12 protein-coding genes are annotated in these 12,814 nt (G+C 61.5%); 11 read left to right on the top strand and 1 reads right to left on the bottom strand.

Annotated features, from left to right (window positions below; translation table 11 throughout):
• Window positions 1-24: 24 nt before the first annotated feature.
• The 8 genes from AC1DD5_RS15650 to AC1DD5_RS15615 all read left to right on the top strand — a co-directional run bounded on the left by AC1DD5_RS15650 (window position 25) and on the right by AC1DD5_RS15615 (window position 7,433).
• Window positions 25-1,164: a thiolase family protein gene (locus tag AC1DD5_RS15650; RefSeq protein ID WP_477522067.1), complete on the top strand. Its 1,140-nt coding sequence runs from the start codon at window positions 25-27 to the stop codon at window positions 1,162-1,164.
• On the top strand, window positions 1,161-1,478 hold the full coding sequence (locus AC1DD5_RS15645) for a zinc ribbon domain-containing protein (RefSeq protein WP_477522066.1): 318 nt from the start codon (window positions 1,161-1,163) through the stop codon (window positions 1,476-1,478). Before AC1DD5_RS15650 ends, AC1DD5_RS15645 begins: the two co-directional genes overlap by 4 nt.
• The gene (locus AC1DD5_RS15640; protein ID WP_477522065.1) at window positions 1,475-3,091 is read left to right on the top strand and encodes an ATP-dependent acyl-CoA ligase; all 1,617 of its coding nucleotides are present in this window, start codon (window positions 1,475-1,477) and stop codon (window positions 3,089-3,091) included. The genes AC1DD5_RS15645 and AC1DD5_RS15640 overlap by 4 nt, the downstream gene beginning before the upstream one ends.
• A gap of 60 nt (window positions 3,092-3,151) precedes the next feature.
• On the top strand, window positions 3,152-4,126 hold the full coding sequence (locus AC1DD5_RS15635; protein WP_477522064.1) for a LysR substrate-binding domain-containing protein: 975 nt from the start codon (window positions 3,152-3,154) through the stop codon (window positions 4,124-4,126).
• Between the two features lie 143 nt (window positions 4,127-4,269).
• Window positions 4,270-4,461 (top strand): hypothetical protein, encoded by a 192-nt coding sequence (locus AC1DD5_RS15630; protein ID WP_477522063.1) that lies wholly within the window; start codon window positions 4,270-4,272, stop codon window positions 4,459-4,461.
• A 153-nt stretch (window positions 4,462-4,614) separates the two neighbouring features.
• A complete protein-coding gene (locus AC1DD5_RS15625) occupies window positions 4,615-5,130 on the top strand; it encodes a flavin reductase family protein (RefSeq protein WP_477517253.1) in 516 nt (171 codons plus the stop codon).
• Window positions 5,131-5,198: 68 nt separating this feature from the next.
• Window positions 5,199-6,299: an LLM class flavin-dependent oxidoreductase gene (locus AC1DD5_RS15620; RefSeq protein WP_477517252.1), complete on the top strand. Its 1,101-nt coding sequence runs from the start codon at window positions 5,199-5,201 to the stop codon at window positions 6,297-6,299.
• A gap of 102 nt (window positions 6,300-6,401) precedes the next feature.
• Window positions 6,402-7,433, top strand: a complete 1,032-nt coding sequence (locus AC1DD5_RS15615; protein ID WP_477517251.1) for an AraC family transcriptional regulator — start codon at window positions 6,402-6,404, stop codon at window positions 7,431-7,433.
• A gap of 64 nt (window positions 7,434-7,497) precedes the next feature.
• On the opposite strand, the gene AC1DD5_RS15610 is transcribed toward AC1DD5_RS15615, so the two are convergent.
• Complete coding sequence (locus AC1DD5_RS15610) at window positions 7,498-8,508, bottom strand: AraC family transcriptional regulator (protein ID WP_477517250.1); 1,011 nt, start codon at window positions 8,506-8,508, stop codon at window positions 7,498-7,500.
• A gap of 283 nt (window positions 8,509-8,791) precedes the next feature.
• Here AC1DD5_RS15610 and AC1DD5_RS15605 point away from each other — a divergent pair, with 283 nt between their 5' ends.
• The 3 genes from AC1DD5_RS15605 (at window position 8,792) to AC1DD5_RS15595 (ending at window position 12,800) form a co-directional block, all read left to right on the top strand.
• Entirely contained in the window at window positions 8,792-9,586 is a 795-nt protein-coding gene (locus AC1DD5_RS15605) for an SDR family oxidoreductase (protein ID WP_442006541.1), read from the top strand.
• A gap of 110 nt (window positions 9,587-9,696) precedes the next feature.
• Window positions 9,697-10,974 carry a styrene monooxygenase/indole monooxygenase family protein gene (locus AC1DD5_RS15600; RefSeq protein ID WP_442006540.1) on the top strand — a complete coding sequence of 426 codons (1,278 nt, stop codon included), beginning with the start codon at window positions 9,697-9,699 and terminating at the stop codon, window positions 10,972-10,974.
• 50 nt (window positions 10,975-11,024) lie between these two features.
• Window positions 11,025-12,800, top strand: a complete 1,776-nt coding sequence (locus AC1DD5_RS15595; protein WP_477522062.1) for a flavin reductase — start codon at window positions 11,025-11,027, stop codon at window positions 12,798-12,800.
• Window positions 12,801-12,814: the final 14 nt, after the last annotated feature.

The following is a 12,814-nucleotide window of genomic DNA, read 5'->3' as shown; positions in this document are numbered from 1 at the left end:
TGTCGTTCTTTAGAAAGGATGGCCATGACGGTCTCCATCATCGGGACTGGACAGTCCTCCTACACCCGGCACCCTTCAGCAGGGACAACGACGTCCCAGGTTATTGCCCGGGCTGTGAGCAAGGCATTGCATGATGCTGGCCTCCAAACCAGTGACGTGGATGGGTTTGCGGTATCCAGCTTCACGCTCGCACCCGATCACGCCATCGATCTGGCCTGGCGCATGGGCCTTCGACTCTCCTGGCTGATGCAGGACACGAACGGGGGCGCCAGCGCAGGCGGGATGCTCCAGCATGCCGTCCGTGCCATAGAAGCAGGCGACGCCAACGTCATCGTCCTGGCCGCAGGCGACCTCATGGACCAGGCCGCGTTCTCCCGTCTTGTTGCCAGTTACAACAAGGCCACTGAAGACCATCTGGCACCCCTGCCGATGAATGGACCGAATGCACTCTTTGCGATGCTCACCTCCCGCCAGATGGAGCACCTCGGACTCTGCCGTGAAGATTACGGCCGCATCGCAGTGGCGCAGCGCCAATGGGCCATGGATAACCCAGCTGCTGTCTACCGCAAATCGCTAAGCATGGACGAATACCTTAACGCCCCGATGGTTGCCACCCCCTTGGGCCGGTACGACTGCGTACCTCCCGTTACCGGGGCGGACGCCGTTGTCCTGGTGGCAGATCGGAGCAAGGGAACTCCCCGTGCCAAAGTGCTTTCCGTAAAGGCCTCGTACAACTCCGACCAACAGTCCGACGACGGCTTGGCAACGGGCCTGCAAGCCTGCGGAACCAAGGGCTGGGAGCAGGCCGGGATTGGTCCGAGCGACATAGGCCTCGCCTGCGTCTATGACGACTATCCAGCCATGGTGGTGGCGCAATTGGCGGATCTGGGCCTACTTTCAGACCAGGACAACCCGGCCGACTTCATCGAACACCGAATTGCCACGCGCCTATTACCGGTCAACACCTCCGGAGGCCAGCTTTCGGCCGGGCAGGCTGGGGCTGCGGGCGGAATGCACGGACTTGTTGAAGCCGCCGCCCAGCTGATGGGGCGGGCTGGGGCCCGCCAGGTCACCGCACGCCACGCAGTCGTGAGCGGTTACGGGATGGTCCTGTACCGTTACGGGGCCTGCGCCACGATGTCGGTGCTGGAGGCAGCCCAATGAGCGCCGCCATCCAAGCCTGCCGTGGATGCGGGAGCCTCCTCTTTCCGGCACGTCTCATCTGTCCGCGCTGCCGACAGGATGACTTTTCGACGGTCCAGGCCGAGCACGCAGACGTCCAGCAGACAACGCAACTTGCCGACGGCACGCTTCTGGCCACATTGACCATCCCGAACGGGCCTCATGTCGTAGCCCGCGTGACCGGCGGCACGACGATGCCTGGTGAAAGCCTGCCGCTCACCAACAACCCAAACGCCGGCCCCGGCGTCCGGGCCTTCATCCCTGTCAGCTCAAACGTAAATGAGAATCAGCCATGAACCCTCAGGTAACAGACCCAAACCTCCGTCCCCTGACCATCCCGGAAATGCTCCTTGAACGAGCCCGGAAAGCTCCGACCGCGCCTCTTTTCCGCTGCGGTGAAATTCGTCGGGACAGCCAGATGATGGCCGACGCCGCTGCCCGCGCTGGCGGCCTGCTGCGCAGTGCCGGGATCGAGGCTGGTCAAACAGTGGCCCTGATGTCCTCAAACAGGACAGAACTGCTGGACTTCCTCCTGGGCTGCGCATGGATCGGCGCCGTCGCTGTCCCCGTGAACACGGCGAGCAGGGGCGAACAGTTGCGCCATGTCCTGACCAACTCCCGGCCGGCACTGATGGTGGCTGAAGCTGAACTGTTGCCACATATCGCCGCAGTTGGCCACATACCGGACCTAAAGAAGGTGTGGGTACTTGATGGTCCGACGGCGGACATCACCACCGCTTTCGAGGCCACCCCCGCTTTTGAGGTCACTCCGGTCCCTGAACCGGTTCCCGGAGTGGAGCCAGTGGAAACAGGACCGGCAGACACGGCTGCCATCCTTTACACCTCCGGCACCACCGGGGTATCCAAGGGTGTGCTGTGCCCTCAAGGGCAGTTCTATTGGTGGGCTGAAAATATGTCAGACCAGCTGGGTCTGAGGCCCGATGACGTGCTCTACACCTGTTTGCCGCTGTTTCACACGAACGCCCTCAATGCCTTCATGCAGGCCGTCGCTTGCGGAGGCGAGTACGTACTCGGCCCACGGTTTTCGGCCTCGCGGTTCTGGGCAGATGCCTCCTCAGCGGGAGCGACGGTGACATACCTTCTCGGCGCGATGGTCGGAATACTCGCTGGCAAGGAGCCGGGACCGGGTGATCGGAACCACCACATTCGCCTGGCCCTTTCCCCGGCCACACCTGCCCGGCTGGTCGAACCCTTCCAGGTGCGGTTCGGAGTGCTCCTCCTGGACGGCTACGGATCCACCGAGACGAACTCGGTGATCGGGTCCACGCCCCATCAGTGGCGCCCAGGGTACGTTGGCCGGGTGCGGCCCGGATTCTCCATCCGCGTTGTGGACGCCCACGGAGTGCCCGTTCCCAACGGGCATCCGGGTGAGTTGCTCATCCGCAGTGACCAGCCCCATGCAATGGCCACCGGATATCATGCCATGCCCGAGGCGACAACGAAGGCGTGGCAGGATCTCTGGTTCCATTCCGGGGACAGGGTCGTCCTGGAAGAGGACGGCTGGGTTCGGTTTGTTGACCGGATCAAGGATGTCATCCGGCGCCGCGGGGAAAATATCTCCTCAGTAGAGGTTGAGCAGGTTCTGCGGCAGCATCCCGCCGTCCAGGAGGCTGCCGTGTACGCAGTGGATTCCGAACTCGGTGAAGATGAGGTGATGGCCGCACTGGTCCTCCGTGAGCCTGTGGATTTTGCCGAGTTGTGCCAGTTCTGTGTTCCCCGGCTCGCTTCCTTCGCCATCCCCCGCTACCTGCGGGTGGTGGATGAACTGCCCCAGACCGAGAACGGCAAAGTGCGCAAGCAGGTGCTTAAAGCCGCCGGCCGGGAGGCAGCACAGTGGGACAGGGATATCACCTCCCCGCGGCGGGCGGCTGCTGTTGCTGCCCGCTGATTGATCACGGCCCGCTGTCGGTGCAGCAGCCCGCAGGAGGAGGACCCGTAGGATGAAGACATGGACCTGCGGGCGCTGCTGACAACCCACGTAAAGCTGCGCCACCTTGTTATTGTGCTCGCCGTCGCGGAGCAAGGCAGCCTTGTCCGGGCCGCCGAAGAACTCTATCTGACACAGCCGGCGTTGAGCCGGGCTTTACGGGAAGCCGAGCATGCCATCGGCGCGCCTCTTTTCGAGAGAACAGCGCGTGGGATGGTGCCTACGCTGGCCGGGGAGGCATGCCTTGAGCATGCAAAGGCGATAGTCGGCCATCTCAGCACCCTGCAGCGACGGGTGGAGGAACTGGCCGATCCGGCGTCGGGCCTTGTCAAGGTGGGCGCGCATGTCACAGGGGCCAATCTTCTGTTGCCGCGGGCCGTCGCCCGGCTCACTGGCGAAAAGCCACGGGTGGAAGTTCGACTGCGCGAAGCACCTCCCGAAACGCTGATCCAGGAACTGGGTAACGGTGACCTGGACCTGTTGGTAGGCCGGGTGACCGACCATCCGAGTACCGCCCGGCTGCGGCTTGTCCCGCTGTATCGCGAGGACTTCCGTATCGTCGCCGCTCCGTGGCACCCCGCCCACGCCATACCCGAAGTCTCCCTGCAGGACCTGGCAGATTACCGATGGGTGGTACCACTTGCCAACACGCCCCTTCGGGATGAGCTCGAACAGAACTTCCGGAATGCTGGACTGGCCCCTCCTGCGCAACAGGTCGAATCCGGCGCTCCGGCCACCGTACGTACGCTCGTGGTGGAGGCCGGGTTCCTGGCCCTCATGCCGGAGTCCATGGCCTTGGCTGAACCGGATGTAAAGATCCTCAGCCTTCATCTGAACGGGCTGGCTCAACAAGTTGGCCTATTGCTCCATCCAGATAGGCCCTTGGCCCCGAGTGCAGCACTCCTGGCAGAAAAGCTCAGGGAAGTCGGAGATGAGATGGCGCGCGAACTTTCCGAACGGTCCCTGCCTTCGACCGACGCCCCCAGGGAAGGCTGAGCGAAGACCAGCAACAAAGCCTTGTTCATTGTCAACAATTGACGATATTGTTGTTGCATCCGTCTGCGAAAGGCAGTCACAATGCGACAACGTCGTCGTGTATCACCCTGGAAGCTATCCAAGCCGGGGAAGGTTCTGACGCCATGCTGAGCTTGAGCGTCATCATCGCAGCGGCACTGGTGACCAGCTTCAATGCAGTCTCCCTCATGCCACGGTCCATGCCAGGAGGGCTGCGGCGTTCCAAGGACGGCTTCCTCCTGCAGCTCGGCGCGGGAATCCTCGCGCTGGCGTCCGTCGTGCTTGCCGTCAACATCCAGCTGGGCGCGTTCCAGTGACAGGAACGCCGCCTCGTACTTTCCCTCGCTGGATTGGGGCGCGGCGTTAGTTGGCGCAAAACGGCCATAAGTCAGCGAAGAACGGATAGTCCAGTCAGCCTGCGATCCGCAGAATTGTGGAACGTTCGCAACACTGACTGGAGGTGGCACACGATGTTGACTGAAAGCATCCAACAGCAACCGTTTGTAGCAAAAGACCTGGAAGCCTGTGAGGTCCCTCCGGACCTGAGGTCCGTCATGCGGCATTGGCCCTCCGGAGTCAGCGTCGTGACAACGGCGGCGGGTGGTCGACGGGCCGGCATGGTCATGAACAGCTTCGCGTCCGTCTCCCTGGACCCGGCCCTTGTCTCATGGTGTGTGGACAAAGCATCGTCCAGCATTGAGACCTGGATGGCGACAGATAACTTCTCCATCCACGTTTTGGGGAAGGATCTTGGGCACTACGTCCCCCGCTTCGCCCAGCGCGGCAAGGACAAGTTTGAAGGTCTCACTCCCCTTGTGGGATATACCGGCGCGCCTGCGTTGCCGGACGTAGGGCTGCGACTCGACTGCCGGCTATGGGCCCGCTATGAGGGCGGCGACCACATGATCCTGGTCGGCCAAGTGGACCACATAACGCAACCGGAGTCGTTCGATCCCCTGCTCTTTCAGCACTTGCGGAAACCGTAGAACAGCGCCTGACGGCTCATGACATCACCAACACTTTGACAGGACCAGAAAGAGGAATCATGCATCCCATGAACAGAAAAGACCACTTCAAGCTCGGACTATTCTCGGCAAATTGTTCCGGAGGATTGGCCGTCACAACGATTCCCGAAAGATGGGGAGCAACGTGGGAGGAAAACCTTCGGATGGCCCGCATAGCCGACCAAGCAGGAATTGATTTCCTGCTGCCCATTGCGAGATGGATCGGTTACAAGGGCGATACGAATTTTCATGGTTCAGTACTCGAGCCCATTCCATGGGCCGCCGCGCTCCTGGCCGCCACCGAAAGGATTTCTGTCTTTTCAACGGTTCACACAGCGTTCAACCATCCACTGGTGACGGCGAAGCAGATCGCCACCCTTGATGCGATCGGTGGCGGCCGTGCTGGACTGAATATCGTGGCCGGCTGGAATCAGCCCGAGTACGAAACCATGGGCGTAGATATGGCGGAGGCCCATGATGATCGCTACGGTTTCGCCCAGGAGTGGTGGGAGGTGGTGCGCCGAGCATGGCAAGAGGAAGGAATCTTTGATTTCGATGGGAAATTCTTCTCGCTCAAGCATGTTGAGGCATTGCCCAAGCCCGCCGGTGGAAAGGTTCCCATTCTCAATGCGGGTTCCTCCACGCAAGGCAGGAACTTCGCTGGCAGGAATTCGGATTTCGTCTTCACAGTGGTCGGCGGACCCGAGGACGGGTCGGAAATTGTCCGTTCCGTGAAAAGCCAGGCGATGGCGAATTACCAGCGTGAGGTGGGTGTTCTGACGCTTAGCCATGTGGTGTGCCGACCGAGCCAGCAGGAGGCAACGGACTATCTCGCGTATTACGCAGAAGAGAATGCCGATTGGGGTGCGGTGGACTACCTGATGAATCTGCAGGGTCTGCACGCGGAGTCCTTCACCAAGGAAATGTTGGGGACCATGCGATCCCGTTTTGCCGCGGGCCATGGCTCCTGCCCGCTCGTGGGCACACCCGATGAAGTGGCCGCTGAAATTGCCCGCTTCGCCAAGGCCGGTTTTGACGGGATGACACTTGCCTTTGTGGACTACGCGGGCGAGCTTGAGTACTTCGTCCAGGAGGTACTCCCGCGCTTGGAGAAGCTGGGCGTTCGCGAACCGGCACTTGCCAATGTATAGAAGCAATGACTATCGTCAAGCACACGCTATATGCCTTTGACGATGTTCGAGGAGCAGCTGGCGCGACCGGGATCAAGATCCCTTTCAGGGAAAGGTCATTACATGGACTCAGCTGGGGCGTTAGACGCTGTTTCATGTCAGTTGCCTGCGGACAGACCCCTTGAGGCACATGCTCTAACCCGCAGCACCTCGGCAGCAGTTGTCCGGGACTCTGTCAACAGCCTGACGTCGGATGAGCATCTGCTGGTTCCGCATCAGGGACGCGGAATCGACGGGACGGTCAACGGTCTGGTGGCGGGCGCCATTAGCCTGGTTTTTGTCTCGTACGGCACTGGGGTCACGATTGTCAGTCCGCCTTCGGGCCGTAGGGCGCTGCTTGTCATCCCGAGGGGTCCGATGCTCGTGGAATCCTGCGGCAACCAGTGGGTGGCGAACACTCCGTTCGCTTTGAGCTCCCATCATCAGACCAAGATGGTTCCGGATCCACTGCGCGGAGCCCTGGTTGGCGGCGTCGACGCCGATGTGCTGGAAAACTATTTGGCGGCTACGTCGAATAGGGTGCTGGTCAAGCCCATTTCCCTTGCCAGCGACGTTCCCTTACAGCTCAGCAATCCAAACATGGTTTCGCAAACCTGGTTGGAAGCCTGCCGCCAGCTGGACCAGGGCCTCGCAGGAGAATCTGTCACGTGGCTTGAGAATATCCTTCTTGCCACAATGTCCGCCGGGCTTGCTCCTTTCCTGGAGCCGGCTTTCGCCCCCTTGCCTGGCAACAAGGGGGCTCCGGCGTACGTTGAGTCAGCCTGCAATTACCTGGAGCAGAACCTGGGAGCAAACATCCGGATTGATGATGTGGCCTCCGCCGTCGGTATCAGTACAAGGCAGCTGCATAATGCCTTTCAGGCACACATCGGCCAGAGCCCCGCACACGTACTGAGAGACATGAGGCTGGCGCGTGCACGCCGGATGTTGGAGGGACAGGCCGGTCCAGTCGCGGCCACGGTGGCCGAAGCCGCCTTCGACGCCGGGTTCTCCCACCTTGGGCGGTTTGCCGCGTACTACAGCGAAAAGTACAAGGAATCCCCGTCAGTTACGCTCCAAAGATTGCGGGGGCGTCCATTGGCAACAGGCCTCTGAACCGCCGCAGCGGGTTGGTGAAGTGAGTCATTGAGGACCATCTCACGCTGGCACTTGAGCGAGCTTAGCGGCGAAGGCTCTCTGATGGCAGCTCGCCGAACGTGTCGAGGTAGAGGGCAGAGAAGCGCCCTTGATGGGAGAAGCCGCAGCGCTCAGCGATCGAAACAATGGTTTCCTGTCCGGGGGCAGCAGCAAGAAGCAATTCCCGGGCCCGGTCCAGGCGCACCCTCCTCAACAATTCCGACGGTGTTGCCCCCACTTCGGAGCGAAGAGCCAGTTGCAGGGTACGAACCGACACTCCCAGATTCTCCGCGATGTCTGGAACCGCCAGCTCCTCAGAGGCGTGCCGTTCCAGCAGTTCCCGGAATTGTCGTATCAACCGGCTTTCGGAAGCCGGACTGGAGCGGTCAGCCTTGGTCACAGGATTCATCGCCAGGAGCAGCCGTGAAACCATCGTGTCCGCGAGAAGCTTCTGGACGAAGCTTGGAGCCGTCCTTTGCTCCTGGCTGATCATGTCGTCGTGGAGTTCGACGACAGACCTCAGGAATGCCCGGCCGGCAGAGCCGGTGAGGTCCATCGCGTAGCCAAGTTTCACGCTCTTCTCCCGATCGCCGCTGCCGGGATCACGACCGTGCGGATCCTCGCCATAGAGTTGCGCCGCTACGGAAGCAAGGGCGAGGCGGCTCACGTAAACAATCAAATGCGGGGTTCCGCGATCCCACGTCATGGTGAAGGGGCGGTCGATCGGCGGTACTGTCGCGGTTTTGGGGCTGGACTCCACGGAGGATGAGCCCACTTCCATGTGTGCGCGGCCCGCGAGGGGAATCTGGATCAGATGGAAGTTCTCCAGGCCTTCCGGACTGATCCTGACGTCCGCACCATAGTCCAGGAATTCGATGCCAACATCACCGCGGTGCAACGAGCGCAGCTTCATGTCCACTGACGTCCCCCGGGTCTGCGGAACGAGATCGTGACCGCAGAACAAATCGGCGATTTTCTGGTGCGCATCATCCACGTCGGTCGTGGTCACTGTGGGGAGGCCCCTGAGGACGTCACGGGGAAGGATCCTCACCATTGCGCGTTCCTTCCCCGGTTTTCGTTTTTCGGATGAGCCCTGCGCCAAGCGGATAGACCCGTTTTTCGCCTGTGAATAGAGTCGCTCTTAGAACAAGTATGACGCACGTCATAGAAACGCAGCAACGAAACCCGACGGAAGGGGTGAGCAGAGATGAAGAACGTCAAGCTGGTCCATGACCGCCGAATCGAGTGGGAACGGACTCATCCGAAGCCCGCGCCCGGGCCCACCGTCAAGTAGGCACGACTTCCCACCCCATGGATTCACTACGAAAGGTTTGGCCATGTCAGCACTCTCGGGCAGGACCGCAGTCGTCACAGGCGGCGTCACCAAGATCGGCCAAGGCGTCGCGAAGGCGCTGCGCGATGCCGGTGCCACCGTTGTGGTCGCCGACATCGACGCCGACGGCGGCGCCGAGCTCCACACGCTGGGAAGTGACATCAGCTTTTCCCTCACTGACATCACAGATGACGCAGCGGTGGCGCGGCTCATGGACGATACGGCAGCATCCCACGGAGGCATCGACATCCTCGTCAACCTGGCCTGCACCTACAAGGACGACGGTGCGGCTTCGGACAGGAACGATTGGCTTCAGGCACTGAACGTCAACGTGGTGAGCGCCGTCATGGCAAGCAACGCGGCGCGCCCCTACCTGAAGGCATCCCGGCACGGAGCCATCGTCAACTTCACCTCGATTTCGAGTTCCGTTGCCCAGACAGGCCGCTGGCTCTACCCCGCGGGCAAGGCCGCACTGGTCCAGCTGACCCGGAGCATGGCAGTAGATCTCGCCGACGACGGCATCCGCGTCAATTCGGTCAGCCCTGGATGGGTGTGGAGCAACATCATGGACACCCTGTCCGGCGGCGACATAGACAAAACGGACTCGGTGGCAGCCCCGTTCCACGCGCTGAAGCGGGTGGGACGGCCAGAGGAGATCGGAGCCGTGGTCGCCTTCCTCGCCAGCGACGCTGCCAGCTTCGTCACAGGAGCTGATTGGGCCGTCGACGGCGGCTACTCCGCTTTGGGGCCCGAACGCGCCGAAGAAGCCATCCCACTACTCGCCGCCGAAAAGAGGTGACGACACATGAATGACATCAAGCTCGTACACATTGGTCTCCCCGGCTGGGAACAAACCCATCCCGAGCCAACGCCGAGGCCAGGCCAAATATCCTCCCCCATCATTTACGGATGCAGAGACAGCAGAAAGACAAGGTCAACACTATGACACAGCGCCACATCACCATCGTCGGAGCAGGGCAATCGGGCCTGCAACTTGGCATCGGTTTGCTTAAGGCCGGTTTTGCGGTCACCACGATCTCCAACCGCACGGCCGAAGAAATCCATGAGGGAAAAGTCTCCTCCAGCCAGTGCATCTTCCACGATGCCCTTGAGCACGAGAGGGCGCTCGGCCTGGACTTCTGGCCTGACGCTCCCACCGTGGACGGAATATCGTTTACGATCCCCCATCCTGAGGTTGCTGGTGAGAGGGCCATCAGCTGGGCCTCCCGCCTGGATAACCCGGCCAAGTCCATTGACCAGCGGGTCAAATTCCCGAGGTTCATGGAAGAGTTCGTGGCGCAGGACGGCGAGCTCGTGTTCGAGGACGCCGGTGTTGATGAACTCGAGCGGTACTCCCTGAACTCCGATCTGGTGATTGTGGCTGCCGGCAAGGGAGAAATTGCGCAGCTCTTCACGCGGGATGCGCAGCGCAGCGCCTATGACGCACCGCAACGCGCTTTGGCGTTGACGTACGTCACGGGAATGGAGCCCAGGGCAGAACACTCGGCCGTTTCCTTCAACTTGATTCCAGGGGTGGGCGAGTATTTTGCTTTCCCGGCGCTCACCACCACCGGTCCTTGCGAAATCATGGTTTTTGAGGGCATCCCGGGCGGACCCATGGATTGCTGGAAAGGCCTGACTCCCGGGGAACACCTGGAGACGTCCAAAAACATCCTGATGCAGTACTTGCCGTGGGAAGCCAGCCGGGCAGCCGACGTCGAGCTGACCGATCCCAACGGGTTCCTGCAGGGCCGGTTCGCGCCCACTGTCCGCCATCCCATCGCCACGCTTCCCAGCGGCAAGAAGGTCCTGGGACTCGCCGACGTCGTGGTGCTGAACGACCCCATCACTGGCCAGGGCTCCAACAACGCCAGCAAATGCGCGGCTTCCTACTTGCAGAGCATCGCGGCGCACGGCGAAGGTGCCTTCGACGCAGCGTTCATGCAAGCCACTTTCGAAACGTATTGGAACTATGCACAGCACGTAGCACAGTGGACGAACGCGCTGCTGGCTCCGCCGCCCCCGCATGTCCTTTCGCTTCTGGGAGCGGCCGGTCAGTCGGCCGAGATCGCGCACCGGTTCGCCAACGGATTCAACAACCCGCCGGACTTCCAGGAATGGTTCATGGATCCGGATAAGGCCGCTGCATATCTTGCAAGCGTGGGCTCCGCCGTACCCGCGACCTGACAGTCGCTCCACTACTCCTGGCAACAACGTTCCTCGAAGGAAAACCAGACATGCGAAAAATCGCAATCATCGGAGCCGGCGAATCCGGCGCCCAACTGGCCTTGGGCCTGCAGCGGGAGGGGTATGAAGTCACCCTGTTCTCGGACCGTTCGGCTGCTCAAATCCGTACCGGCAAGGTCATGTCCAGCCAATGCATGTTCCCCACCGCGCTGGCCGCCGAAGCGCAGCTAAGTTCAGCTCTCACCAACCTCTATGACGATGAAGTCGTGCCGGGGATCAGTGCCATCCGATTGCGTGTGGAAGGCGAATCCGGCTCAGGCGCCATCGAGTGGGAGGCGCCCCTTGAGGGGACCGCCCGCTCCGTGGATCAGCGGATCAAGAGTGCGGCCTGGATCGAGACCTTTGTGGCTGGCGGCGGCGATTTCCGTATAGAGAAAGTCACGCCGCGCATGCTGGAGGAGCTCGCTCGGGTCTACGAGCTGGCGATCGTTAGCACCGGAAAGGGCGAGATCGCCCAGATCTTCCCCAAGGACAGGTCCAAGTCCCCGTTCGACCGGCCGCAACGAGTGCTCGCCCTGAATTATGTCTCACTCGATACGGTGTCATTCGATTCGGTCTCAACCGATACATCCGCCGAGCCCGCCGATCAGCCCAGTGACAGCATTCGCATGTCCGTCGTCCCCGGCGTCGGGGAATTCTTCACCTTTCCCGGACTCACCGTGTCCGGGCCCTGCCAGATGATGGTCTTCGAAGGCGTCGTGGGCGGCCCCATGGACAAGTGGACCGATGTTACAAGTCCGGAAGAACAGCTGAGTCGATCACTGGAAATCCTGGAAGAGCATTTTCCCCACGAGGCGAAGAACTTCGCCACCGCAACGCTCACCGACGAGGGCGCAACACTCCTGGGCCGGATCACCCCGACCGTTCGCTCAGCAGTGGGCGAACTGGGCAACGGCCACCTTGTCTTCGGCCTGGGCGACGCCGTCCTGCTCAACGATCCCCTCACCGGGCAGGGGTCCAACAACGCGACGCTGGCCGCCAAGTACTACCTGGATTCCATCGTGCGGCGAGGGCAGCAGCCTTTCGACAAGCCCTGGATGGAACGCACCTTCGACGAGTTCTGGCGGGGCTGGGGTCAGTGGGCCGTGGCGTGGACAAATGACATGCTCAAACCCCGGCGGGAACACCAACAGGCCGTCCTGGCCGAAGCAGCTGATCACCCGGCACTGGCCGCAAGCATCGCTGGAGGATTCGATGATCCCCGCACGTTCTACCCATGGTGGTTCGATCCCGCAGCTGCTGCCGAGTTCGTGCAGGCACGCATGGACGAAGATTCGTCAGCCTTTGACCTGAGGGACTTCCGGGGCGCCCTGGGACAATTCGCCACGGGCGTCACGGTGGTCACCACCCTCGGAGTCGACGGACGGAAAGTGGGCATGACCGCCAACTCCTTCACATCCGTTTCCATGGAACCTCCGCTGGTGTTGTGGTGCCCCAGCAAGCGGGCTCCGAGCCTTGTGGACTTCGAGGACGCTACGCACTTCGCCATCAACATCCTTGCCAGTGACCAGCACGTCCTCTCGCGCCAGTTCGCAACGCCCGCCACAGACAAATTCGCCGGCGCGGAAACCACCGAGGGAATCGCCGGAATTCCGTTGCTGGACGGCGCCGTTGCCACGTTCCAGTGCCGGACCGTCTCACGACACGATGCCGGCGACCATGTCATCTACGTAGGCGAGGTGGAGAAGTACGAGAATGCTGGAGGGGAACCACTCCTGTTCCACAGTGGCAAATACCACGCCGCGACCAACCACCCGGACTTCTGAGATGACGGTGCCCT

The organism is Paenarthrobacter sp. 10L420 (genome assembly GCF_056395385.1).
This window is presented reverse-complemented; position numbering and strand designations above follow the sequence as displayed.

Excerpts from the sequence above, each read along its gene's own strand:
- AC1DD5_RS15650 (WP_477522067.1), top strand. The coding sequence starts at position 25 with ATGACGGTCTCCATCATCGGGACTGGACAGTCCTCCTACACCCGGCAC.
- AC1DD5_RS15645 (WP_477522066.1), top strand. The coding sequence starts at position 1,161 with ATGAGCGCCGCCATCCAAGCCTGCCGTGGATGCGGGAGCCTCCTCTTT.
- AC1DD5_RS15640 (WP_477522065.1), top strand. The coding sequence starts at position 1,475 with ATGAACCCTCAGGTAACAGACCCAAACCTCCGTCCCCTGACCATCCCG.
- AC1DD5_RS15635 (WP_477522064.1), top strand. The coding sequence starts at position 3,152 with ATGGACCTGCGGGCGCTGCTGACAACCCACGTAAAGCTGCGCCACCTT.
- AC1DD5_RS15630 (WP_477522063.1), top strand. The coding sequence starts at position 4,270 with ATGCTGAGCTTGAGCGTCATCATCGCAGCGGCACTGGTGACCAGCTTC.
- AC1DD5_RS15625 (WP_477517253.1), top strand. The coding sequence starts at position 4,615 with ATGTTGACTGAAAGCATCCAACAGCAACCGTTTGTAGCAAAAGACCTG.
- AC1DD5_RS15620 (WP_477517252.1), top strand. The coding sequence starts at position 5,199 with ATGAACAGAAAAGACCACTTCAAGCTCGGACTATTCTCGGCAAATTGT.
- AC1DD5_RS15615 (WP_477517251.1), top strand. The coding sequence starts at position 6,402 with ATGGACTCAGCTGGGGCGTTAGACGCTGTTTCATGTCAGTTGCCTGCG.
- AC1DD5_RS15610 (WP_477517250.1), bottom strand. The coding sequence starts at position 8,508 with ATGGTGAGGATCCTTCCCCGTGACGTCCTCAGGGGCCTCCCCACAGTG.
- AC1DD5_RS15605 (WP_442006541.1), top strand. The coding sequence starts at position 8,792 with ATGTCAGCACTCTCGGGCAGGACCGCAGTCGTCACAGGCGGCGTCACC.
- AC1DD5_RS15600 (WP_442006540.1), top strand. The coding sequence starts at position 9,697 with ATGCAGAGACAGCAGAAAGACAAGGTCAACACTATGACACAGCGCCAC.
- AC1DD5_RS15595 (WP_477522062.1), top strand. The coding sequence starts at position 11,025 with ATGCGAAAAATCGCAATCATCGGAGCCGGCGAATCCGGCGCCCAACTG.